This is a genomic window from Streptomyces sp. W16 (assembly GCF_033194735.1).
GTDB lineage: Bacteria > Actinomycetota > Actinomycetes > Streptomycetales > Streptomycetaceae > Streptomyces.
Window position 1 is genome coordinate 1 of record NZ_JAWOAI010001217.1, and the last position, 653, is coordinate 653.

General features: G+C 67.1%; 1 protein-coding gene. It reads right to left on the reverse strand.

Annotated elements, in window-relative coordinates:
* On the reverse strand, window positions 1–653 hold a 653-nt coding region (locus R6V09_RS54290), incomplete at both ends, for a condensation domain-containing protein (protein WP_317888705.1).

Sequence of the window (653 nt, forward strand, 5' to 3'; positions counted from 1 at the left end):
GTCGAATTTGGCGGTTTCCTGTCCGGGGAGGTCGAATTCGCCGGTCTCGAGTCCGGGGAGGTCGAAGGCGGCCGCGGTGTTGGTGTCGAAGGAGAGCATGACCTGGAAGAGCGGGTGCCGTGCCGCGATCCGAGGCGGAGCGACGATCTCCACGAGCCGCTCGAAGGGGAGGTCCTGGTTCTCGAAGGCGGCCAGGTCCGTTTCCCGTACACGGGAAAGGAGCTGCACGAAGGTGGGATCGCCGGAGACATCGGTACGCAGGACCAGCGTGTTGAGGAAGCAGCCGATCAGATCGTGCAGGGCTTCCTCCGTGCGTCCGGCGACCGGTGTGCCCAGCGGAATGTCACTACCGCCTCCGAGCCGGGACAGCAGAACCGCCAGCGCGGCCTGGACCACCATGAACGGCGTCACGCCCCTCAACCGGGCCAACTCCGCGATACGGGCATGGACTTCCGCATCCACGGAGACGAGCACCTGGCCGGCACGCTGACTGGCGATCGCCGGGCGTGGCCGGTCGAAAGGCAGATCCAGTTCCACCGGCAGCCCCGCCAGCGCCTCACGCCAGAACGCCGACTGACGGGCCACCGCGCTGCCCGGATCGTCATCGGAACCCAGCAGATCACGCTGCCACAACGTGTAGTCCGCGTACTGCA